Origin of the sequence: Gabonibacter massiliensis, from assembly GCA_001487125.1 — a bacterium.
In the GTDB taxonomy this organism is placed as follows: Bacteria; Bacteroidota; Bacteroidia; order Bacteroidales; family Marinifilaceae; genus Gabonibacter; species Gabonibacter massiliensis.
Genome location: LN913012.1, coordinates 245,289 through 267,722 on the forward strand (window position 1 = coordinate 245,289; position 22,434 = coordinate 267,722).

A 22,434-nucleotide genomic window follows, 5' to 3' on the forward strand; every position below is an offset into this window, starting at 1 on the left:
TGAGTATTTGGATTGTTAAATTTCTTCTATAAATTAAAAACAAAATATTTGCATATGCAAATATTTTCCGACTTTTATTATAATATTGTTTGCTTTTATTTCCGATATAACTTATTGTTGTTTTGATATTGTGTCGTCTGTTTCCGGTACAATCGTGTGGATCCTGTATGGAAAGGGAGGTTTGTCGCTATCAGGGGGGAGGTGTGTTGGACCGTAAAGAGGAAAGGCAATGGATACCTAAAAAAATACTGATCTTGTTTATAAAGATCAGTATTTTATTGTAATGGTAGGACGGAAAGTTATTTTATCTCTTTTTCTTTTAAAAGGTCCCGAATTTCTGTTAATAACTGGATATCGGCAGGAGGAGCGGGAGGTGTTGCGGGAGCTTCTTCTTTCTTTTGAGATAGCTTGCTGATTACCTTTATAAGGATAAATATAGAAAAGGCAATGATTATAAAGTCTATGACTACCTGTATAAAATTGCCGTAAGTTAAGGCTACTTCCGGGGAGATCATTTGACCGTTATCGATGACAGCTTGTTTTAAGACTATTTTCAAATGGGAAAAGTTGACCCCTCCCAATGCCAATCCGATGGCAGGCATTAAAATATCGCCGACCAACGAGGATACTATTTTGCCAAAGGCACCTCCGATGATGATACCGACAGCCATATCCACCACATTTCCACGCATGGCAAAAGCTTTGAATTCTTGTAATACTTTTTTCATTTCGTTTTGTTTTTAGATGTTATTCATGTATATCGTATGTATGTTTTATTTTGTTCTACTTAAATGATGCGGGATTACTGAAAACAGCATGATTTTTAACCGACAAATTATTTTTCCGGTTCATATGATTTTCCCAAATTCTTCCTGTCGTATATTATATGATTTGATCCGTGTATATACAAGCATTATGAGCTTTTGAAAGGAGGTAAAGAGCCGGAAAATCTCCTTCTCCACGGACAATATGTTCCATGATCTCCTTTTTTTCGGGGTCGAGGATAGGAACTAAAATATGTTTTCCTTGCAAAATGAGAGGACCGGTCATGCTAATTCGTTTTTGTCCGGTGGCAGGATGCTGGGATACCGCATAACAACGGCGGTCCGTCAACAAGTTGGACGACTCCGGGAAGATGGAAGCCGTATGGCCGTCCGTACCGACACCGAGAATGATACAGTTGAAACGGGGAAGATCGGAATATCCGGGGAGTTCCCACTTAACCATTTCCGAGTAACGTTCCGCCTCGATATTGGGATCTTGTTCTCCCCAAATACGGTGAATGTGGTCTATGGGAATTTGCAAAGGATGGAAAAGAAGTTGCTCGGCGTGCTTGAAGTTACTTTCATCATCATCCGGGGCCACGCATCTCTCGTCTACCCAATAGAAACGAAGAATATCCCAGGGAATACGTTCTTTGTATTCTTTTGTCCATATTTTGAATAATGTTTGTGCCGTTTTGCCGCCGGATAACGCGATATGAAACGGATTTACCCGGCTTTGTCCGATGATAGAGATGAGTTTTTCACTCAGTGAACGTAAGGCCTCTTCAGCTGTAGTTAAAGTTTCTATTTTCATGTTCAATACGATTTATTTACATGATTTGAGTAATGCAAGTTATGTTTTATTCGTGATTAAAACAAGGGTTGTTACATCTTTATGCATTAAAATGACCTGTTGCCGGATGGAAATAGTAGGTTGGTAACGTTAACTTTTTGATTTATCAATCGTATAAGAAAATTAAAATATGATAGATAAACAAAAGAACATCGATTAATGTGAATCATTGTCAAATTCAAAATTTATTTGTCAAAAAGATTTTTTTTGAGAATAATATTTCTTAATTTTGAATGTAATTAATATGAAAAAATGAGAAAGATATTGTTGAAATATGTCTCGCTGTTCATGCTTCTCTTCCTGTTTGGCACGGAACTATTCGGTTTGGAGTCCGATAGTCGGGGAGTCGGGGGGAATGAAGTATGTGTAGAAGGGGAGAAGGATGATTCAACGCTTTCGACCGCAGAAATAGACCATGGTTGGGCCATAGAGCGATCTCTCGTTTTTTCTCAACAAGAAATTTCTTTTAGTGGTAATCGGGAACATATATCTCTATTGTACTATCGGAATATTCAACTTTCTTCTTTAAAAATAGATGTAGCTTTATCGGAGAAAATTCTTTCACAAGAGAATTTTAATACTCTTCTTGAACTACGACACCAAGAAGGTTTCTATGTCTATCAACTCTGTAAAATAATAATTTAGCCTACCGTTATTTCTCTGTTCTGACCGATTTGCATTTGCAGGGTCAGGTGTAAAGGGTAATGAATGAATGGGTTGATAAGGTTCATTCCGGAACAGGTTTCCCCGGGCATTGATACCTCATCCGGGTATCAAATTGTATCCCCTATGCTTGTGGGTAATTGTAATTGGCATTTCGTGTATTGGAGAGAAAACGGAGGGTCCCGTTTCTGTATTTCACGAAGGGTAACTGTTTTATGTTTTTTAATAAGTAATTATACCATGGAAAAGAAGAAGTTACGCGGGGAATTGGTCCTGCAAAAGTTATATCCGTTTCTCGTGATGGGAGTTGTCTTTGGGTTGGTTTTTTTAGCGTTATATCTGGCATTGTAATATATAAAATTTGAAATTATGAAAAAGAGTGAAAATATAAATAAAGGAAAAAGGAATTTTGGAATATCTGCGTTTCCGATTATTGTTCTTTGTTTTGCTTTGGCTTTGGTCATCTATCATTTCGTGTTCGGTAATCCTGCAAATTTTGTGAACAATGATCCGAATAATCATCCCTTACCTGGAAATTTGTTAGGAACTGTTTATAAAGGAGGTATAATCGTTCCTGTGATTCAGACTCTATTATTTACCGTATTGACATTAAGTGTGGAACGTTTTTTTGCTTTGCGCAAGGCAAGGGGTAAAAATGATTTGAAACAGTTTGTAATAAGAGTGAAGCAATCTCTGGCGGATGGAGATATCGAGGGGGTAAAAGCATTGTGTGATGAACAGAAAGGAGCCGTTGCTAACGTAATACGGTCATCCTTGGTCACTTATGCCGATGTGAAGGCGAACGATAAAATGCTTAAGGAGGAGAAACAGTTGGCCGTGAGAAAAGACCTGGAAGAGGCGACGATGCTGGAGTTACCTACCATGGAACAGAATTTACCCGTTATCGCGACGATAACCACGTTAGGGACCTTGATGGGGTTGTTGGGAACCGTCATCGGCATGATCAAATCGTTTGCGGCTTTATCGTCTGCCGGGGGAACGGATTCCATTGCGCTTTCAACAGGTATTTCGGAAGCTTTGGTAAATACGGCTTTTGGTATAGCCACGGGAGCTTGTGCGGTTATCGCTTATAACTTTTACACGAGTAAAATAGATGGCATTACGCATAGTATTGATGAAATAGGGGCTTATATCGTGCAAACTTTTGCCGTTCGCGAATCGCAAGTGAACGTTTTGAAAAAGACGGGAAATCGGGTCGCTCCGACGACCGATCCGCTTTTAGCATAAATGAATACGAAAACCGTTAAAATGAATAGGTGATGAGTCAGAAAATAAAAAAGAAATCGACACTTATCGATATGACGGCCATGAGCGATGTGACGGTCTTATTGTTGACATTCTTTATGCTGACATCCACTTTTATCCAGAAGGAGCCCGTGAAGGTTGCTCCTCCGCAGTCCGTGTCGGAAATAAAGATACCGGAAAACAATATTGTATCCATATTGATCGAATCGAATGGAAAGGTATTTATGGGTTTGGATAAACCTCAGGATCGGATGGAAGTTTTAAAGAAAATGGGAGAGAATTATCATATCGCTTTTACTGATCAGGAGTTGAAAAAATTTAGTTTGAATACTTCTTTTGGGGTTCCTATTCAAGGAATGAAACAATTTCTTGCGTTATCTCCGGAAGAGCAGGATAAGCTGATCATGAATTACGGCATACCGTGTGACAGTACGGATAATCAATTTAAGACCTGGATGCAATGCGCACGGGAAGTAAATAAAGAGTTAGTCATTGCGATTAAGGCGGATCAAAGTACTCCTTATCCTTTGATTAAAGATATCATGAATACCCTTCAGGATCTAAGAGAGAATCGGTATAATTTGATTACCAATTTGAAGAATGCACCTGAAGTATGAGCAATTTTAAAATAAAAAATTATGGCAGAGATTCAACAAAAAGAGGAGGGTGGCAGAAAAAAGGGTAAACAGAAAAAGTTCAACATTCATGTGGATTTTACACCCATGGTGGATATGAATATGTTACTGATTACTTTTTTCATGCTATGTACCTCCATGAGTAAACCTCAGACAATGGAAATCAGTATGCCTCGGAAGGATTTATTGAATGAACAGGAGCAAAATAAAGTGAAAGCTTCTAAGGCCATAACGATTTTATTAGGGAAAGAGGGTAAGGTATATTATTACGTGGGGGAGCCGAATTATGATGATCCCGATTTGTTGAAAGAGACGGATTTTTCTTCCAACGGATTACGTGCTTTATTGTTGGGACGTAATCGGTTCGTGGTTCAAAAGATTCGGGAGCTGAAACAGAAAAGAGCCAACCTGGAGATTACGAATGAAGAGTATATGAAGCAGTCTTCAGAGATCCGGAAAGATAAAGATTCTCCCGTGGTATTGATTAAAGCGACAGATTTTGCCAGTTATAAGAATCTGATAGATGCTTTGGACGAGATGCAGATTTGCAATATAGGGCGTTACGCTATTATGGATATTACTCCCGGCGATTTGCGTTTATTGCAGGATTTGACGCATGATGGGTATGCGGAAGATCTGAAAGAAGTTGTTCGTTATGTAGAATTAAAACAATAGGTTATGGCGAAAGATTTGGATGTAACCTGCGGAGAATGGTGTGATCTGGTCTTCGAAGGAAAAAATAAAGAGTACGGGGCTTACGTGCTTCGTAAGAGTTCTTCCAGACGCCATATTACGGCATACCTGATTATTATCGGGTTGATCGTGTTGTTTATGGTATTGCCGATTTTTATTCGTTTTTTAACACCGGTGAAGGCTCAGGAGAAAATGGTTACGGTAACTGAGTTGTCGAATTTGAAGATGGAATTACCGGAGGTAAAGGAAGAAAATAAGGTGGTTGCGGTAAATGTCCCGCCTCCTCCCACGTTGAAGAGCACGATAAAATTTACGGCTCCGGTAATTAAAAAAGATGAAGAGGTGAGGGAGGAAGACGAGTTGAAAACTCAGGAGGAAGTAACTCAGGCGAAGATGGCGATCTCGATAGCGGACGTAAAGGGAAACGATGAGGAGTCCGGAAAGGATATTGCCGATTTGGAGGATCATAAATTAGTCGTGAATGATGAAGATGCTGTTTTCCAGGTGGTCGAACAGAGTCCGACATTTCCCGGTGGGATGAAAGCTTTGTTGAAATGGCTCGGTAAAGAGATTCATTATCCGCCGGTAGCAGAAGAGATGGGAATTTCCGGTAAGGTAATCGTTCAGTTCGTGATCGGAAAGGACGGGAGTGTCAGGGATGTCGAGGTGTTGCGATCCGTGGATGCAGATTTGGATAAGGAAGCCATACGGGTAGTTAAGAAAATGCCGAAATGGATTCCCGGAAAACAACAAGGTGTGCCTGTTTCTGTACGATTCACGTTGCCGATCACGTTTAAAATTCAACGGTGATTTATGAAAAAATGGAGTAACTATACCGGGTTCGTTTTTGTTTTGCTGCTGATGGTTGCCTGTAAAGGCAACTCGTCGGCGGGACAGGAAACCTTGTTTGGCGGCGTAATGTCCATAGCTGTCGACCAAACTCTTGCTCCGCTTGCGGAGGAGGAGATAGCTGTTTTCGAATCGCGATACCAATACGCGGGAATACTACCTGAATATACGAATGAAGTAGAAGCGATCAATCTTTTATTGAAGGATAGCGTGCGTTTTGTTATAGCAACCCGTCCTTTATCGGGGGAGGAAACGGAATCGTTTCATAGCCGTAAATTTTTCCCGCGATCGATAAAAATCGCCACGGACGGGATTGCCTTGATCGTACATAGACAAAATGCTGATTCGATTGTCAATTTGGATATGTTACAACAGATCTTTTCAGGAAAAGTGACGGATTGGAAAGAGCTCCCTTCCCGTTCCGCATCGGGAGAGATCCAGGTCGTATTTGATCACCCGAATTCCAGTACGGTTCGATACGTGATCGATTCCATATGCCGGGGAGAACCGTTGTCCGGTCGTTGCCGGGCAGCCGGGACGAATCAGCGAGTCATAGATTATGTCGCACGTACACCGGGTGCTTTAGGGGTAATCGGGGTTAATTGGATTAGCGAAGACCAGGACTCTCTTTGCAAAGATTTTAGGAAGGATATTCAGGTTATGCGTGTCAGTCGTTCTCGACAACCTTCTTGTCAAAACAGTTATCAACCTTACCAGTATTATCTCTATACCGGTCAATATCCGTTGAGAAGAGATATCTATATTTTGTTGAATGATCCCAAGGGGGTTTTACCGACCGGATTGACCTCCTTCATTACGGGAGCTCAGGGCCAGAGAATTATTTTGAAGGCCGGATTGTTACCGGCCACGATGCCTGTGAATATCGTGGATATAAGAAGTGAATTGTGAAATTGATGGATAAAAAAATGTAAAGTCATGGACTCGATAAAATTGATAGGATGTATAGGTTTGTTATTTGCCGGATTATGCGGAAAGGCGGCGGACAATAAAGAGGGTATTGAGTTATATCAATCAGGGATGTATGATGTCTCTAAAATCTATTTTTTGAAAAATTTGGAAACCATAGTTCCGGAACAAAAGATGGAGGCGTATTATTATTTGGGTGAAAATTACGTGATGTTAGGGCAAATCGATTCCGCACGAATTTATTACGAAAAGGGGATGGAAATTCAACCGGAATATCCTTATAATCGTATAGGGATTGGCATGTTAAAATTGAAAGAGGCGGAGGAAGAGGCGGAGGATATTTTTAAAGAAGTTCTTAAAACCAAAGGATATAAAAAAGATGTCCGTTTACAGGTGGCGTTGGCCCGGGCTTATTATTATGCCGGTAATAGGGAAAAAGCGATGGAATATATACAACAAGCCAAGGAGTATGATGCTGAAAGCGGATTACCCTATTTATTGGAGGGAGATATTTTGACAAAAGAGGGCCGTATCGGAGAGGCTTGTGCAAAATACGACATGGTTCTTTATTTTTCTCCGGATTGCATAGGAGCTTACCTCAAATTGGCTCGGTTATATATGACGGCCAATTCATCGCTTTCAAAGGAAAACTTGAATCACGTGAAGGAGATGGCTCCTGACTTTTGCGGAACGTATGGTATGCTTGGCGAGCTGTATGAGATGTCCGGCGACTATAGTAATGCGGCGAAGTATTATGGAGAATTTATTCGTTGCGGGTATAGCGATTCGGGTCATAGGTTACGTTATGCGGGAATCCTTTATTTTAACAAACAATACGAAGAGATGTTTCCGGTAATCAATTCGGTCTTAAAAGAGTTGCCGGATAGTAAAGTGGCCAAAAGGTTGTATGCTTATTGTCTATCGAAACTGGAGACGGGGACCAACGGGATAGATGCTATCCGGCATTTTATGGAAACGACTTCCGAAAATGAATGCATCGCGCAGGATTTTTTGTGCTATGCCGAGCAATTAGCATCGGTAGAACGTTATGATGATGCTCTCTCTTATTACGAAAAAGCATTGCTTAAGGATGAGACGAAAAGAGAGCTTTACCGGGAGATGATGGATATATGTATAAAAACAAGGCAACCGGATCGGGCCATTCGTTATTACCGAAAATATACGGAAACGACGGATAACTGCGAACCCGGGGATGTGTTGCGATTGGGAAAATGTTTTTATGACGTGGCATGTCGGGACTCCGTTGCGGAATCTCGAAATAGAGAGTTGATGGTAGCTGATTCTTTATTCCATATCGTGAGCGAAGAGGTGCCGCAAAGTTATGTCGGTTATTTTTGGTGTGCCCGGACGAATTCCATGTTAGATCCGGAGACGGCAAAAGGTTTGGCCCGTCCTTATTATGAAAAAGTAATTGAAATTGCTTTGGGACAGCCGGAACGTAATAAGAAAGAGCTGATAGAGAGTTATAAATATTTGGGGTACTATTATTATTTGCAAGCGGATGCCGTTACGGCTAAGAATAATGGCAATCCTTTACCGGCTAAAACGGAATATGATACTGCAAAATCCTATTTTTATAAAGTGATCGGGCTTGATCCTTCGGATGAGGTTGCCAAGCAAGCATTGGAACAGATCAAGTAGAATCCTGCCAGGAAAACGTTAGGCAATAAAAGATGTCTTTTTCTCTTGATCTAAAGCTTGCCTCCGTTTTCCGATTCTATGCGACCTGTGGTGGGTTGCGTTGGAAGATATGGTTTTTTATTTGAAATATGTTGTAATAATTCAAAATTGGCATTATCTTTGATAGTGTATGAGTAGTTATGCAAAGATTGATTTGGATTATATTGATTTTATCGGTGTCCCTGAGTGTCGGGGCAAAACCTTTCCAGAAAGCTATTTATGAGGGAGAGGAGGAAATTTCAATTGTTTCCGAGGATTGTCAGACGAGTTTTTCTTTGCCTGTAACAGTTGATAAATTAATGAATGTTTACGATTGGATAGGAAATTCGTTTGTTTTGACGCCTACTGTTGATTTGCCTGCTGAATCCGAGTTTCAAAAGGGCAAACGGTCTGATCCTTTTGCGAGGAGTAACCGTCAAACGATGATCGCTTTATTGATATGTACCGACAGTTACCGGAAGATAGGGGGGTATTTATTCGAGCGGCATATACAAGGATTTTATATCTATATGTTGAGTAAAATGATTATTTAGTTCTATTTGAGCCTATTAAATAGAGGATATTCCTGCCTTGTAATGTTAACGGTATTAGAATAATAACTTTTTTAGTTGAAATACGTTAACATATTGTTCTGAAGTTTAGAGATTTTAAATTGATGTTATGATACAGAAAATTGGGTATGTTACACAGGTAATCGGACCTGTTGTCGATGTTATCTTCGAAAATAAAGAAGGCGAATTACCACCGATTTATGAAGCGTTGGAGATTGAAAGAGATAACGGGCATAAGTTGATCGTGGAGGTTGAACAACACGTCGGAGAAAATACCGTACGTTGTGTTGCTATGGATACGACGGACGGTTTGTACCGGGGAATGAAAGCTATTGATTTGGGTAGGACTTTAACGATGCCTGTAGGGCGACAAATAAAAGGACGATTGCTGAATGTCACGGGTGATGCCATTGATTACTTGGCTCCTTTAGACTATTCGGAAACGCTTTCTATCCATAGAGAGGCTCCTAAATTTGAAGATTTATCGATTAAGGAAGAATTTTTGTTTACGGGCATTAAGGTTATTGATTTGTTGGAACCTTACGCTAAAGGGGGAAAGATCGGATTGTTCGGCGGAGCGGGTGTGGGAAAAACGGTATTAATCATGGAGATGATCAATAATATAGCGAAGGGACATAATGGTTATTCTGTTTTTGCGGGAGTTGGGGAACGAACGCGGGAGGGAAACGATCTGTTACGGGAAATGATAGCATCGGGAGTTATTGACTATGGCGAAAAGTTTAAGAATGAGATGGAGGAGGGGAAATGGGATCTGAAGAGTGTGGATATGGAAAAAGTGAATCATTCTCAGGCGACTTTGGTTTTCGGACAAATGAACGAACCTCCCGGAGCTCGTTTAAGGGTAGCTCTCTCCGGATTGACGGTAGCGGAAATGTTTAGGGATTCAAACGAGGGAGGACGTGAAATCTTATTTTTCATTGACAATATATTTCGTTTTACTCAAGCAGGGTCCGAGGTTTCGGCTTTGTTGGGGCGGATGCCCTCTGCCGTAGGGTATCAGCCGACGTTGGCTTCCGAGATGGGTAAATTGCAAGAGCGGATTACATCTACAAAAAACGGATCGATCACTTCCATTCAGGCTATTTACGTTCCCGCGGACGATTTAACGGATCCGGCCCCGGCAACTACGTTTAATTTTTTGGATGCCACGACCGTATTAAGTCGTAAGATTACGGAATTGGGTATTTACCCTGCTGTTGATCCCTTGGAGTCCAGTTCTCGTATTTTGGACCCGAATATTGTAGGTGAAGAACATTATAATGTGGCTCAGCGGGTAATAGAGTTGTTGCAGCATTACAATGAATTACAGGATATTATTGCTATTTTGGGCGTGGACGAACTTTCGGATTCGGATAAAATTGTTGTCAACCGGGCGAGGCGGGCACAAAGGTTTCTTTCTCAGCCATTCCACGTTGCGGAACAATTTACGGGAATACCGGGAGTGATGGTTCCCCTGGAGGAAACCATTCGAGGCTTTAAGATGATTCTGGACGGTGATATGGATGAATATCCGGAACAAGCATTTATGAATGTGGGAACTATCGATGATGTGATAAAGAAAGGAAAAGAGATGATGGCAGCGGCCGAGAAGTAGAGGTTTTGTCGAGTAGAAAGGAGGGTATTATGAAATTGAAAATTATTTCTCCGGAAAAAGTAGTATATAAAGGCGAGGTGGAACGGGTCTCTTTGCCGGGAAGTCTGGGATTTTTTACCGTTTTAAAGGATCATGCTCCCTTGGTCTCCTCGTTGGTTGAAGGAAAAATTGTTTATTTAGAAGCAGAAGGAGAGAAAGAGATGGAGATCGAAAGCGGAGTGGTGGAAGTGCGAGATAACGAAGTGATTATTTGTATCGGTTAAGGTTATGAAAAAATGGATTACATATTTCGTGATGCTGTTTTTGTTTGCAGGGGGTATGAAGGTATATGCCCGCGAGAATCCGGAAGTACCGAACGATACTTTGGGAATCGCATCGAGAATGAGTACGGGCGATGAGATCGATCAGGAAGGAAAGAAAGATGTTTTCCAGCCTAAAAAGGTTATTTTTGAGCATTTGGGAGATACGTACGGGTGGGAAATTGCCAGCAATCTGAAATTACCTTTGCCTGTTATTGTAAGAGATGATACAGGTAAATGGCATCTATTCAGTTCAAAGCATATTGAGAAGGGAAAAAAACACGAGGGCTTTTATGTTGCCGGAGAAGGAAAATACGAGAATAAGGTAGTAGGCGAGGACGTTTCGGGTAATTTGTATCGGCCGATGGATTTTTCTATCACGAGAAATGTGATGTCGATTATTCTGACAGCCCTTTTAACCCTGTGGATGGCTTTTGCTTTGGTTCGTTTTTATAAACGAAAGAGATGGAAGGCTCCTCGTAAGATATTAGGATTCATTGAGATGATTATTGAGATGCTGTATCGGGAAGTTATTGTCGGGATACTGGGAGAAGAAGCTAAGCGTTATGCCTCTTATTTGTTGACCGTATTTTTCTTTATTTTCATAGCCAATATAGTGGGGATGATTGCCGTTTTTCCCGGGGGAGCTAATGTGACCGGAAATCTCTCGATTACGTTGGTATTGGCTTTGTGTACTTTTGTTATCGTGAATGTATCGGGAACGAGGAGGTATTGGAAAGACGTTTTTTGGCCGGATGTACCGACTTGGCTGAAGTTTCCTCTTCCGATCATGCCTTTGATTGAAATATTCGGGGTATTCACGAAACCGGCCGCTCTGATGATCCGGCTTTTCGCCAATATGCTGGGAGGGCATTTGATTATCATTATTTTGATATCGTTGATATTCCTGTTCGGGGCCATGGGAAGCCTTGTGGTGGGTACGACGACAGTTTTATCCGTTTTTTTTGCCGTGTTTATGGATTTGATTCACGTGTTGATCTCTTTTATTCAGGCTTATGTGTTTATGATGCTTTCAGCCTTGTTTATAGGATTAGCCCGGGTAAAAAAGAGCAGTGACGAATGATCGAATAAAAAATGAATGAAAACAGTTATGGGGTTGTGAAACGATAGATGAAATTAAGAATAAATTAAAAATGAAAAGGTTATGTTAAGTATGATTTTATTAGAAGCAGTAGCCAGCGTTGGTTTGGCAAAGATCGGAGCAGCAATTGGAGCGGGTATTGCGGCAATTGGGGCCGGTATAGGAATTGGAAAAATAGGTTCTTCTGCCATGGATGCCATCGCTCGTCAACCGGAATCAACCAATAAGATCAGAACCAATATGATTGTTATTGCCGCTTTGGTGGAGGGAGTTGCCCTGTTTGCGATTATTGTTTGTTTATTGGCTTTATTTGTATAAACGTTAGATTATGTCGTTATTTACACCGGAATTCGGGTTGGCGTTTTGGATGCTGGTTGTTTTTTTGATCCTGTTGGGTATTCTCGGAAAGTTCGCTTGGCCGGTGATCATAAAAAACATGGAGGAACGGGCTGCTTTTATTGATAAAGGCGTGGAGTTCACCCGGGAAGCTCAAAAGGACAGGGAACAGGCGAAAGTCGATGCCCAAAAGTTGCTTGCCGAAGCGCAAAAGCAGCAATTGGAGGTGTTACAGCAAACAGAACGACTGAAACGGGAAAAAATAGAAGAGGCTCGTCAAGAAGCGGATAAGGAGGCTCGTCGGGTGGTGGAGGCGGCAAAATTGGCTGTAGAACAATCGAAGCGGGAAGCTGAATTGCAAATGCGAAGGCAAGTGGGGATACTTTCTCTTCAGATTGCGGAAAAGTTGGTACGAAGAGATTTGTCTACCGATAAGGCTCAGATGGAAATCATCGATAAGTTATTGAACGAGTTAGAGAATAAAGAGTAAAAAGCATGGATGAAGGATTGATTGCACGTAGATACGCGAAGGCCCTATTCCGGTACGCGCAAAGTTTAGGAGTGGAAGAGTTGGTCTATGATAAGATGAAATTATTTCAGGCAAACTATATCTCTCATCCGGATTTGCAAAAGGCTTTGCTGAATCCGATGTTATCGGTTGATGATAAGATACAACTTTTGTCGACAGCGATCGGGATAGAGCCGGGACAAGCTTATTTGAGGGCCATTCGGTTGCTGATCAAAAATCACCGGGAGATGTATATGAGATCGATTTGTCTGATGTATCAGAAACTTTATAGAGAGGCTTACGGTATAATACGGGTAAAAGTGGTTACTGCAACCGATCTGAAGGAAGAAGGATTGGAGAGAATCAAGGCATTTGTGAGAAAACATACGGATAAGACGATCGAGTTCGTGCATAAAATAGATCCGGCCATTATAGGGGGATTTATATTAGTAATCGGAACCCGTCAGTTGGATGCTTCATTGCTCAGGGAATTAAAGGATATTCGTTTGGGACTTTTGAAATAGGAATTAATTTTTAAGTGAAAAGTTATGATTAAAGCGGATGAAATTTCAGATATATTAGAGATGCAACTTAAGGAGGTGGACACCAAAATGGCTTTTGAAGAGGTGGGGACGGTAATGGAGGTCGGTGACGGAGTTGCTCACGTGTTCGGATTGGATAACGTGCGTTCCAACGAGTTGATCGAGTTTGAAAACGGGGTACTGGGAGTGGCTATGAATCTGGAAGAGGATAATGTCGGGGTCATACTGATGAATGCGGGAGATAAGGTAAAAGAGAATTTCACGGTAAAGCGTACCGGTAATATAGCCTCTATCAAGGTAGGAGAGGGATTGTTAGGGCGAGTGGTGAATACGTTAGGCGAACCGATCGACGGGGCCGGCCCAATTCAGGGTGATTTGGTCCAACTGCCTTTGGAGCGGAAAGCCCCGGGGGTTATTTATCGTCAGCCGGTGAAGGAACCTCTGCAAACCGGGATTAAAGCGGTCGACTCCATGGTTCCCATCGGTCGAGGACAACGGGAGTTGATAATAGGCGATAGGCAGACAGGAAAGACAACGATAGCAATAGATACCATATTGAATCAACGAAAGAATTTCGATAAGGGAGATCCTGTCTATTGTATCTATGTGGCGGTCGGACAGAAGGCTTCTTCTGTTGCCATGTTGGTAAATACGTTACGGGAACGCGGAGCCTTGGAGTATACGATCGTATTAGCTGCCAATGCATCGGATTCGGCGGCGATGCGTTATTACGCTCCTTTTGCGGGGGCGACTATCGGAGAGTTTTTCCGGGATAGTGGCCGTCATGCTCTTGTCGTGTATGATGATCTTTCCAAACAAGCTGTGGCTTATCGTGAGATCTCGTTGATTTTACGCCGTCCTTCCGGACGGGAGGCTTATCCTGGTGATATTTTTTATTTGCATTCCAGGCTATTGGAGCGGGCCGCACGAATTATTTCGAATGATGAGGTGGCTGCCACTATGAATGATTTGCCGGATGCGTTGAAACCTCATATTAAGGGAGGTGGGTCTTTGACGGCCTTGCCCATTATCGAAACTCAGGCCGGTGATGTCTCCGCTTATATTCCTACGAATGTGATTTCGATAACGGACGGACAAATATTTTTAGAGTCCGGTTTATTTAATGAAGGAGTGCGACCAGCTATCAATGTGGGGGTTTCTGTTTCCCGCGTGGGGGGTAATGCACAAATAAAATCTATGAAAAAAATAGCGGGGACATTGAAAATCGATCAGGCCCAGTACCGGGAGTTAGAGGCTTTTGCTAAATTTGGCGGGGATATGGATTCGGTGACGGCTATGGTTATCGACAAGGGACGTAAAAATGCACAACTGTTGATACAGCCTGCTTATTCTCCTATGCCCGTGGAGGAAGAAGTGGCTGTCATATTTTGTGGTACGCAAGCTTTGTTGAAGGGGGTTCCCTTGAAGAATATAGCTGAGTTCGAGAAATTCTTTTTGGAAATTTTGCGATCCAGATACCGGAGAGAAGTACTGGATAAATTACGAGACGGTATTTTGGACGATTCTGTTACTGTTTTGCTGAAAGAGGTTGCAACGGATGTAGCTCAAAAATTTAAGGAATAAACGACATGGCGACGACGCGAGAATTAAAAGGAAGAATTAATTCTGTACATTCTTCTCAAAAAATAACGGGGGCGATGAAAATGATCTCATCGGCGAGGTTGCGGAAAGCAGAAAATGCTTTGTATAATACTCGCCCCTATTTAGAGCAATTGCAACGTCTTTTGGATCGCATTGCGGGTACGTGCGGTTACATTTCTCCATGGAGTATTGAACGGTCCGTGGAAAAAGTTGCCGTTGTCGTTTTCGGGTCGGACGAGGGACTTTGTGGTTCCTTTAACCTCATGTTGTATAAAAAATTGCAGGAAGAATTATTGGATAGGGAGAAGGGAAAAAAGGTAGAGGTGTACCCTGTCGGGAAAAAGATTTTGACGGAAGTGAAACGTACGGCAGGTATCGAAATAAAAGAGATTCCCGAATTGAAAGTGCAGAAAGAGCATTCGAACGTTATGTTGTCTTTAGCCGATGAACTGATGTATCGTTTCCTGAAGAAAGAAGTTGATCGGGTGGATATCATATACGCTCATTACAAGAGTATCGGTTCCCAGGAAATGACTTGCTTTCAGCTTTTACCCTGGAAAGGGAAAGAGCTTGAAAAACTTTCGGTCACGGAACAAAATAGAATATATATTTATGAGCCGGATTGCGTTTCCATTTTGGATACGGTCTACCCGTTGACGATTCGATCCGCTTTGTATCGGGCTTTTTTGGAGAACCAGACGTCCGAGCAGGCGGCCCGAATTCTTTCCATGCAAATGGCTAATGATAATGCGATTAAGTTACTGGGAAATTTGCAGTTGGAATACAACAAACTTCGACAACAAGGGATAACGACAGAACTATTGGATATTGCCGGAGGCGTCGTAGAGTGATTTTGGGATATGTTCCGGATAATCCGCATCGATCAAGGTTGATATCTGCCAGTCTTTGGTTAACGAAAGAGCCGAGCGATCTAAAAAGAGATCCAAGTGAGCGTTATCTTCCTGTAGAATGAATTTGGCCGCGTAATCATCGACTAAATTGGAATCGATTAATATTTCTTTTACGATGGGGGCTTTTTCCGCTCCGGTGATATATAGGTTGATATCACGGGCATGAAGTGTGGGGTTACCGGTTAAGGCTATTCGTTTTTGTCCGGTTTCCGGTTGAAAAGCTACGGCGTAATTTTCTTGACAATGGAGAACGGGTTCTTCTCCCGGAAAGATGGAGGAAGTATGTCCGTCATTACCAACACCGACTATAACCATATCGAAAACGGGGATACCGTCTTTGGACGGTAATTGGTCTTTTACCAATTGCGAATAGCGGCAGGCTTCTTCTTCCGGGTCGGCTTCCCTGCGGATACGGAAGATTTGAGATGCGGATAGAGGAATACGGTCTAAAAGCAGCCGTTTTACCAATCCGTAATTACTTGCCGGATGGGTCGGTGGTACGCAGATTTCGTCTACCCAGTAGAGGCAGACACGCTCCCATGGAATATCTTTTCTGTATTTTCCCGCTAAGGCATTATAAAACGGGATGGGGGTATTGCCGCCCGGTATGGCTAAATGGAAAGTCCCCTCTTTTTCTTTCATCTTTTCCATCAGTTTCCCACATAACGCGTGAGCCGTTTTTCGAGGCGAAGAATATACGTGCAATTTCATTTTCCTGTCAATTGGTTTATTCGTTGTACGTTTACGGCTTTATTTTGTTTACGGGAAGATAGAGTTAAAGAAAAGAAGCTGCTTTATTAAAGAGACCCTCGAATGATTGGTAAAGTAATTCGGGGGCGATGTGCGTATGGGAAGGGAACGGATTCTGATGGTTGTAATCATACGGGAAATCCCATTCCTTTAACATCGTGGTGGCGTTAGATTCACCCAGGGCTTCGATGACGCCGGACGTCGGCATAACGACATCTTTCTTCAACGTGAGGATTCTGATCCGTTCTCTGTTCTTTTCAAAGAAAGCTTCCCTGTATTCTTTGCAGGTTTCGGGAACAAGCATGGCCTTAAAAGCTTTTTCCAGGAAATCTTCTTTACATACCGCGGGTAGCAGCCGGTGATGCTCGTTGTTCTCTAAAAAGTTATGGAGAAAATACTGACGTACGCGTTCATAGGCTTCCTGGTCCATGATATCCCTTGCGTTTCCGTTCATTCGACTGAATATGGAACCGCCGCAGAACATGAATAAGCGGCTGTTTTGAACCAAGTGATCCGGATTGGCTAACAATAAAATCTGAGCGAGAAACGCACCTATCGAGTAAGCGAATATGTTTACAGACGAATCTTCTTTGAAAAGCGGATGTTCGCCGTGTTTGATTTCAGATAATAGTTGCCATAGATTGAAAACGGATTCCCTTCCTGAAGTATAAAAACGGATGGGGCTTTCGGATAGTCGACTGCTCAGAGCCACGTTAACAAAGGTCGAATTTTGAAGGTCGTTGATCTGTTGTTTGCGTCTGGTTACCCAAGGCAGGATAGCTCTTGGGTTGTACCAGTTACTGGGAGTCCTGTTCATGTGAAAGGCAATGGGAAAAAGGATAACGGCTTTTCCGGTTGCCAATGAGAGAAATTCTGCCCATGTCAGGTATTTTTCCCAGCTTCGTTCGTTTAATCCGTGTAAAAACAGAATCGCCTGGTCGGTTTTCCGTGTTCCTTTGGGAACGAAAATCGTGTATTTGAAATTTTTATTTTCTTCGATACCGTTATCGCGTATCGGGCAAAATTCCGTGGTGGGGATAGACTCTTGGAAACAATTGATTTCGTTTTCCCCGATGCGTTGTATAAAACGATAGGGACGAATTTCCAAAGGTCTGTCTTCGATAGTCGTATTTTTTTCGTAAGAAAAAATAGTTTTCAGTTGTTGGGTGCGTAACGAAATTTTCATGACTTAGCGTGTTTTTATATACAAACAAAAAAGAGAATACTCTATTTTCCAAAAAAAAGTTTCAGTGCTTTCCGGAAAGGGATAAAAACCGATATAATGGGGTAAAATTCATTTATGCGTGGTGAAAATTCTGAAAAAAAATAACGTATCTTTGTTTAAAAACATGGAAAAATGGGATTGTTGAATCGTAAAATACCGGTTTACATGTACGAGAAATCGAACTTGGTTCGTTTGGTCTTGTTTACAGCTCTTTTTGCTCTTGTATTTATTAATATATATAAACCTTTCAGTTCTTCTTACTGGTATCCTGTTTCCGAATTCAAATTTTTTCTCTTTTCGAGTTTGATCATTTTGACGGGGGTATTGGTGGTGGTCATCAGTCGTATCATAATGTATCATTATGTAAAGTCTCATTTTATTTCATACGGTCAATACGGGCTTTGGATTTCGGGAGAAATATTTTTGATGGCTCTTTTTTACACGATATATACGCTCTCGTTAAAAGAAGAAAAGGAGGTGTTGGATGTTTTTAAAGATTCCATGAAGAACACGAGTTTGGTATTGCTCCTTCCTTACGCTATTCTTATGCTTTATTTTTCCAAACAGGAAAAAGAACGTCAATTAAGGAGACTGGAAGAGGGAAGGGCGGATGTCGGCGGGAAGGGAACCGTTCTTTCGTTTTATGACGAGAAAGAAGAGCTGCGTTTATCCGTAAAGCGGAATAATCTGTTATACATGGAGTCGGCAGACAATTATGTTTTTATCTGGTACTTGAACAAGGGGATCGTGACCCGGTTTATGTTGCGTAATACGTTGAAGAACATAGAAAAACATTTTATCAATACGACCGTATTGCGTTGTCATCGTTCCTATATGGTGAACTTCGAGCAGGTCAAAGTCATTCGACGCGGAAAAGACGGGATATATTTAGAATTGGGAGTGGATAAGGTTCCGGATATTCCGATTTCAAAAACCTATAGTGAGAAAGTTACCCGGTGGTTTATGAGCTACTCCTCCTGAGCGAAGTTGTGGCGAGATTATTTTTAAATGAAAAAGCCCTGAAAGATTTGTTTTCAGAGCTTTATATCTTAGCGGTGCGGACGGGACTCGAACCCGCGACCCCATGCGTGACAGGCATGTATTCTAACCAGCTGAACTACCACACCAAAATATTTCAAAAAAGCGGTTCGGACGGGACTCGAACCCGCGACCCCATGCGTGACAGGCATGTATTCTAACCAGCTGAACTACCGAACCTTTTTGTATAGAATAACCGCTGTTATTCCCAATTGCGGTGCAAAGATATAGACTTTTTCTTATTCTGCAATACCCGTAGGAAGAAAAATGAAAAAAAGTTATTTAAAAAAGGGGAGACAAGTAAGAAAAAAATGATTCCCGTTATTCTCTTCTGAAAAGATACCTTTTGAGTATTAAAATGTTAAATATGCGGAGAATAAAATAGAGATGTAAAATATTTGATTACTGTTTTGGAGTTTAATTTTTTGAGTATATTTGTGGCATTAATATACGTCAAATTTAATTTAATTAATAAGATAATGAACGTACCAGCAGAATTAAAGTACACTAAAGAACACGAATGGATTCGTGTTGAGAGTGAAGAAGCATTTATCGGTATAACGGATTATGCGCAAAGTCAATTAGGTGATATCGTATTCGTAGAGGTCGAAACCGAAGGAGATAGTTTGGAGGCTGGAGATACTTTCGGAACGGTTGAAGCCGTGAAGACCGTATCGGATCTTTATATGCCGGTTGCCGGTGAGGTGATTGAATTCAATGCTGCATTGGAAGATCAACCGGATTTGGTAAACAAGGATCCTTATGGAGAAGGTTGGATCATCAAGGTCAAAATAGACGATGAAGCTCAATTGGACGGATTGCTTAGTGCTGATGCCTATAAAGCGTTGATTTAAACATATTATGGATGGTAGAGACTGTACCTTTATTCTTGAGTGGAGGTACAGTCTTTTTTTTGTATAAACAATTATGACACTAATAAAATCTATTTCAGGAATTCGTGGAACGGTCGGAGGGAGGCCGGGTGAAAATCTTACTCCTTTGGATATTGTTAAGTTTGTTTCTGCTTACGCGACTTGGCTGAAAGAGAAAGCTGGAAAGCAAAAGGCAAAGATTGTATTGGGACGGGATGCAAGAGTATCCGGTGATATGTATGCCAAATTGGTAGAAGCGACGCTTTCCGCTTTGGGGCATGATGTCGTGAATATCGGGTTAGCGACGACTCCGACAACCGAGGTTGCGGTTACGGCGGAGAAGGCCGATGGCGGTATTATTCTGACGGCGAGTCATAATCCCAAGCAATGGAATGCTTTAAAACTGCTGAATGCTGAAGGAGAATTCCTTTCTGCCGAAGAAGGGGGTAAAGTGTTGGAAATGGCAGAAAAGGAGTGTTTCGAATATGCTGATGTGGATGGATTAGGGATGATCACGTATAAGGATTATACCGATTATCATATTCAGCAAGTTTTGGATTTAAAATTGGTAAATCGGGAGGCTATAGCCAAGGCCAATCTAAAGGTTGTCGTGGATGCCGTGAATTCCGTGGGTGGAGTTGTCATTCCTGCTCTATTGAAGGCTTTGGGAGTAAAAGAGATCATTCCATTGAATTGTGAGCCGACCGGACATTTCAGTCATAATCCGGAACCTATTCCTGAAAATTTAACGCAAATATCAGAAAAAATAAAAGCATGCGGTGCCGATTTGGGAATTGTGGTAGATCCGGATGTCGATCGTTTGGCGTTGGTTTGTGAGAATGGCGACATGTTCGTGGAGGAGTATACCTTAGTTGCTGTTGCCGATTACGTCTTAAAACATACTCCGGGAAACACGGTTTCTAATCTCTCTTCTTCCAGGGCCTTGAGGGATATAACCCTCGGATACGGACACTCTTATTATGCAGCGGCAGTCGGAGAAGTCAATGTCGTTGCCAAAATGAAAGAGACGCGGACCGTAATCGGGGGAGAAGGAAACGGGGGAGTTATTTACCCGGAGAGTCATTACGGTCGGGATGCTTTAGTCGGAGTAGGGCTTTTCCTTTCCCATTATGTTGCAGAAGGGAAAAAAATGACGGAGTTGAAAGCAGTCTATCCGCGGTATTTTATTTCAAAAAATAAATTGACCCTGTCCCCGAGTACGGATGTGGATAAGATCCTGACCGGATTAAAACAAAAATATGCCTCGGAGGAGATAACGGATATAGATGGAGTGAAAATTGATTTTGCAGAGGGGTGGGTACATTTGAGAAAATCAAATACGGAGCCCATTATCCGGATCTATTCGGAAGCAAAAGACGAGAATTCCGCCAATCGATTAGCTGATGAAGTTATACAAGTAGCCCGGAGTTTAATCGGATAAAAAAAATCGGCAAGTGCCGATTTTTTTATTATTCCACGTATAAAACCAGTCCTTTTAAGTACTCTCCTTCCGGGTGGTAGATGTTGATCGGATGATCGGCCGGTTGTGTCAGCTGATGTAAAATCTTTACTTTTCTTCCCGTGTTGGCTGCTGCCGTGAAAACGGTTTGCCTGAAAAGTTCTTTGGTCATCACCTGGGAACAAGAGAAAGTGAAAATGAGACCACCGGGTTTTACGACTTCGATTCCTTTGCGATTGAGTTTCTTGTAGCCTTGAATGGCGTTTTCCAGTACATTCTGGTGTTTGGCGAAAGCTGGGGGATCGAGGATGATGAGGTCGTATGTGTATTTGGATTTTTCCAAGAACTTGAAGGCGTCTTCCACGAAAGCTTCGTGTCTTGAATCTCCCGGGAAATTTAAATCTACATTTCGGTTCGTGAGCTCGATGGCCCGGGCCGAAGCGTCAACGGAGTGTACCAGGCGTGCTCCTCCACGCATAGCGTAAAAGGAGAAACCTCCCGTGTAGCAAAACATGTTCAATACGTTTTTATCTTTCGCGTATTTTTCTAACAGACTGCGATTCTCCCTTTGGTCAACAAAAAATCCGGTTTTTTGTCCTTCGAGCCAATCGACGTTGAATTTTAAACCGTTTTCTATGGCAATGAAGTTTTCAGATGCTCCGTATAAATATTCGTTACGGGGATTTAATCCCGCTTTAAAAGGGAGGGTTCCTTCCGATTTATCGTATATGGCTGATAACTGATCTCCCATAACCTCTACGATTGCTTTGGCTATTTCCTGACGAACTTTATACATACCGACCGAATGGAATTGAACGACGGCGACACCGGCATAAAAATCGACGATTAAACCGGGAAGATCATCCCCTTCTCCGTGTATTAAACGATATACATTGGAGTCGTGGGATTGTGCCAGTCCGATCGTTATCCTGGTATCGTATGCTTGTTGGATACGTTCTTTCCAAAACGCATAATCGATCTCTCTTTGTTCAAAGCAGAGAACCCGAACGGCGATGCTTCCGATCTGGTAATGTCCGATACACATAAATTCTTCATCGTAGTTGTATACTTCGACCACATCGCCTTCCTGGAGATCACGCGGCATTTTAGCTATGGCACCGGAAAATATCCATGGATGCAAACGGAAAAGAGAGCGTTCTTTACCGGCTTTTAATATTATTTTGTTCATAATTTTATTTGTCTATCACCTGTGCGATATCGATTTTTCCGGCGCAAAAGTAGCTAAAAAACGGATAAAAAAATACCGGGAACT

24 protein-coding genes, 2 tRNA genes and 1 pseudogene are annotated in these 22,434 nt (G+C 41.9%); 20 read left to right on the forward strand and 7 right to left on the reverse strand.

The features are described from left to right. Positions 1-299 precede the first annotated feature (299 nt). Complete coding sequence (gene mscL / locus BN3283_RS03310; RefSeq protein ID WP_041502130.1) at positions 300-728, reverse strand: large-conductance mechanosensitive channel protein MscL; 429 nt, start codon at positions 726-728, stop codon at positions 300-302. A 154-nt stretch (positions 729-882) separates the two neighbouring features. Continuing rightward, positions 883-1,578, reverse strand: coding sequence for a 6-phosphogluconolactonase (pgl, locus tag BN3283_RS03315; protein ID WP_059025635.1), 696 nt, complete (start codon positions 1,576-1,578; stop codon positions 883-885). Between the two features lie 291 nt (positions 1,579-1,869). Here pgl (BN3283_RS03315) and BN3283_RS03320 point away from each other — a divergent pair, with 291 nt between their 5' ends. From BN3283_RS03320 to atpG, 17 genes and pseudogenes are all read left to right on the forward strand, one after another. Next, a complete protein-coding gene (locus BN3283_RS03320) occupies positions 1,870-2,262 on the forward strand; it encodes a hypothetical protein (protein ID WP_059025636.1) in 393 nt (130 codons plus the stop codon). Positions 2,263-2,325: 63 nt separating this feature from the next. Beyond that, a complete protein-coding gene (locus tag BN3283_RS03325) occupies positions 2,326-2,631 on the forward strand; it encodes a hypothetical protein (RefSeq protein WP_059025637.1) in 306 nt (101 codons plus the stop codon). 18 nt (positions 2,632-2,649) lie between these two features. After that, positions 2,650-3,450: pseudogene (locus BN3283_RS03330) on the forward strand (MotA/TolQ/ExbB proton channel family protein); the annotation flags it as partial. 110 nt (positions 3,451-3,560) lie between these two features. Next, positions 3,561-4,163, forward strand: coding sequence for an ExbD/TolR family protein (locus tag BN3283_RS03335; protein ID WP_059025638.1), 603 nt, complete (start codon positions 3,561-3,563; stop codon positions 4,161-4,163). 21 nt (positions 4,164-4,184) lie between these two features. Further along, positions 4,185-4,856 (forward strand): ExbD/TolR family protein, encoded by a 672-nt coding sequence (locus BN3283_RS03340; RefSeq protein WP_041502125.1) that lies wholly within the window; start codon positions 4,185-4,187, stop codon positions 4,854-4,856. 3 nt (positions 4,857-4,859) lie between these two features. Beyond that, positions 4,860-5,684 carry an energy transducer TonB gene (locus BN3283_RS03345; protein ID WP_059025639.1) on the forward strand — a complete coding sequence of 275 codons (825 nt, stop codon included), beginning with the start codon at positions 4,860-4,862 and terminating at the stop codon, positions 5,682-5,684. 3 nt (positions 5,685-5,687) lie between these two features. Further along, a complete protein-coding gene (locus tag BN3283_RS03350; RefSeq protein WP_059025640.1) occupies positions 5,688-6,632 on the forward strand; it encodes a PstS family phosphate ABC transporter substrate-binding protein in 945 nt (314 codons plus the stop codon). Between the two features lie 27 nt (positions 6,633-6,659). Continuing rightward, on the forward strand, positions 6,660-8,312 hold the full coding sequence (locus BN3283_RS03355; protein ID WP_059025641.1) for a tetratricopeptide repeat protein: 1,653 nt from the start codon (positions 6,660-6,662) through the stop codon (positions 8,310-8,312). 179 nt (positions 8,313-8,491) lie between these two features. Next, positions 8,492-8,884: a hypothetical protein gene (locus BN3283_RS03360; protein ID WP_059025642.1), complete on the forward strand. Its 393-nt coding sequence runs from the start codon at positions 8,492-8,494 to the stop codon at positions 8,882-8,884. A gap of 127 nt (positions 8,885-9,011) precedes the next feature. Beyond that, entirely contained in the window at positions 9,012-10,517 is a 1,506-nt protein-coding gene (atpD, locus tag BN3283_RS03365) for a F0F1 ATP synthase subunit beta (protein ID WP_041502120.1), read from the forward strand. Positions 10,518-10,543: 26 nt separating this feature from the next. After that, complete coding sequence (gene atpC / locus BN3283_RS03370; RefSeq protein ID WP_041502223.1) at positions 10,544-10,780, forward strand: ATP synthase F1 subunit epsilon; 237 nt, start codon at positions 10,544-10,546, stop codon at positions 10,778-10,780. A gap of 4 nt (positions 10,781-10,784) precedes the next feature. Beyond that, entirely contained in the window at positions 10,785-11,900 is a 1,116-nt protein-coding gene (gene atpB, locus BN3283_RS03375; RefSeq protein WP_082667059.1) for a F0F1 ATP synthase subunit A, read from the forward strand. An 81-nt stretch (positions 11,901-11,981) separates the two neighbouring features. Beyond that, positions 11,982-12,236, forward strand: coding sequence for an ATP synthase F0 subunit C (gene atpE / locus BN3283_RS03380; RefSeq protein WP_041502119.1), 255 nt, complete (start codon positions 11,982-11,984; stop codon positions 12,234-12,236). A gap of 10 nt (positions 12,237-12,246) precedes the next feature. After that, positions 12,247-12,744: a F0F1 ATP synthase subunit B gene (gene atpF / locus BN3283_RS03385; protein WP_041502118.1), complete on the forward strand. Its 498-nt coding sequence runs from the start codon at positions 12,247-12,249 to the stop codon at positions 12,742-12,744. A 5-nt stretch (positions 12,745-12,749) separates the two neighbouring features. After that, complete coding sequence (locus BN3283_RS03390; protein WP_041502117.1) at positions 12,750-13,286, forward strand: F0F1 ATP synthase subunit delta; 537 nt, start codon at positions 12,750-12,752, stop codon at positions 13,284-13,286. Positions 13,287-13,310: 24 nt separating this feature from the next. Next, the gene (gene atpA, locus BN3283_RS03395) at positions 13,311-14,888 is read left to right on the forward strand and encodes a F0F1 ATP synthase subunit alpha (protein ID WP_059025643.1); all 1,578 of its coding nucleotides are present in this window, start codon (positions 13,311-13,313) and stop codon (positions 14,886-14,888) included. Positions 14,889-14,893: 5 nt separating this feature from the next. After that, positions 14,894-15,757 carry an ATP synthase F1 subunit gamma gene (gene atpG / locus BN3283_RS03400; protein ID WP_059025644.1) on the forward strand — a complete coding sequence of 288 codons (864 nt, stop codon included), beginning with the start codon at positions 14,894-14,896 and terminating at the stop codon, positions 15,755-15,757. On the opposite strand, the gene pgl (BN3283_RS03405) is transcribed toward atpG, so the two are convergent. Together pgl (BN3283_RS03405) and BN3283_RS03410 are read right to left on the reverse strand one after the other, a co-directional pair. Next, positions 15,725-16,528, reverse strand: coding sequence for a 6-phosphogluconolactonase (gene pgl / locus BN3283_RS03405; RefSeq protein ID WP_059025645.1), 804 nt, complete (start codon positions 16,526-16,528; stop codon positions 15,725-15,727). The two genes, atpG and pgl (BN3283_RS03405), sit on opposite strands and share 33 nt — an antisense overlap. A 64-nt stretch (positions 16,529-16,592) precedes the next feature. Then, positions 16,593-17,753 (reverse strand): DUF6051 family protein, encoded by a 1,161-nt coding sequence (locus BN3283_RS03410; RefSeq protein WP_059025646.1) that lies wholly within the window; start codon positions 17,751-17,753, stop codon positions 16,593-16,595. 171 nt (positions 17,754-17,924) lie between these two features. Here BN3283_RS03410 and BN3283_RS03415 point away from each other — a divergent pair, with 171 nt between their 5' ends. Then, positions 17,925-18,773 (forward strand): LytTR family transcriptional regulator DNA-binding domain-containing protein, encoded by an 849-nt coding sequence (locus BN3283_RS03415; protein WP_286137490.1) that lies wholly within the window; start codon positions 17,925-17,927, stop codon positions 18,771-18,773. Positions 18,774-18,845: 72 nt separating this feature from the next. Here the strand turns inward: BN3283_RS03415 and BN3283_RS03420 are convergent. Beyond that, positions 18,846-18,919, reverse strand: a tRNA-Asp gene (locus BN3283_RS03420). A gap of 17 nt (positions 18,920-18,936) precedes the next feature. Next, positions 18,937-19,010: transfer RNA gene (locus BN3283_RS03425), tRNA-Asp, on the reverse strand. Positions 19,011-19,309: 299 nt separating this feature from the next. Here BN3283_RS03425 and gcvH point away from each other — a divergent pair. Both gcvH and glmM read left to right on the forward strand, forming a co-directional pair. Then, entirely contained in the window at positions 19,310-19,684 is a 375-nt protein-coding gene (gene gcvH, locus BN3283_RS03430) for a glycine cleavage system protein GcvH (RefSeq protein WP_059025772.1), read from the forward strand. Positions 19,685-19,757: 73 nt separating this feature from the next. Then, on the forward strand, positions 19,758-21,143 hold the full coding sequence (gene glmM, locus BN3283_RS03435; protein ID WP_059025647.1) for a phosphoglucosamine mutase: 1,386 nt from the start codon (positions 19,758-19,760) through the stop codon (positions 21,141-21,143). Between the two features lie 28 nt (positions 21,144-21,171). Here glmM and BN3283_RS03440 read toward each other — a convergent pair whose 3' ends face one another. After that, the gene (locus BN3283_RS03440) at positions 21,172-22,350 is read right to left on the reverse strand and encodes a class I SAM-dependent rRNA methyltransferase (protein ID WP_059025648.1); all 1,179 of its coding nucleotides are present in this window, start codon (positions 22,348-22,350) and stop codon (positions 21,172-21,174) included. Between the last annotated feature and the right edge of the window lie 84 nt (positions 22,351-22,434).